Origin of the sequence: Arenibacter sp. S6351L, from assembly GCF_023016025.1 — a bacterium.
Lineage (GTDB): Bacteria > Bacteroidota > Bacteroidia > Flavobacteriales > Flavobacteriaceae > Arenibacter > Arenibacter algicola_B.
Window position 1 is genome coordinate 1 of the sequence record NZ_JALKBB010000098.1, and the last position, 701, is coordinate 701.

At 35.1% G+C, this 701-nt stretch carries 1 protein-coding gene; it reads left to right on the forward strand.

Annotation, left to right across the window (positions count from 1 at the left end; translation table 11 throughout):
- Window positions 1-200 precede the first annotated feature (200 nt).
- On the forward strand, window positions 201-608 hold the full coding sequence (locus MWU82_RS24055; protein ID WP_247098295.1) for a hypothetical protein: 408 nt from the start codon (window positions 201-203) through the stop codon (window positions 606-608).
- Window positions 609-701: the final 93 nt, after the last annotated feature.

Below are 701 nucleotides of genomic sequence, written 5' to 3' on the forward strand. Positions count from 1 at the left end.
CGTTGAGCGCAATAACCTCAGCCATGGCTTGTCTCAATTCGCTGCGCCGTCTCGACAAGCCATGGATTCGGATACGATTTAAAGAACTACGTGCCTCCGTTCTACCCTTAAATCTAATTGCGCTCAACGTCTGGGGTGTATTAAAATTAAAAAGCACTTGCCTGCTCTGAAATACGAGCAGGACTAAATATTTCATCAGTATGAACTTTAATGATTTTTTTAACATTCCAAAATTTGACATATCGAAATTTGATTGGCCCAATATGCGACCACCAGAATTAATATCAATGGAGGAATTGAACGAAAAACAGATAACTGCTGTCAATGATGTTTTAGACTTCTTAAAAGAACAAAGCAATATAGCTAACAGACAATTTAAAACATCAAGAAATTTAATTTGGGCAACCATATTTATAATGATTTTACAGATTGGTTATTCATATTGGTCTAGTCGTGAAACGAATTCCAAACAGAGTAACCTAACCAAAATAATTGAAACGCAATCAGTACAATCTGAAACCATATCACAAATGTCATTGCGTTTACTTGACCTTCAGGCCCAAGTGCAGACTTTGGAGAAAGAAAAACAAGAACTTTTAAAAAAATAGATTTCAATTTCATAATATTTGATTTATTGATTAATAATACTCACAGTACGGGAGGTTACAGCACTCAACAGGATGTATATTTCATTGCTAGGG

Excerpts from the sequence above, each read along its gene's own strand:
- MWU82_RS24055 (WP_247098295.1), top strand. The coding sequence starts at position 201 with ATGAACTTTAATGATTTTTTTAACATTCCAAAATTTGACATATCGAAA.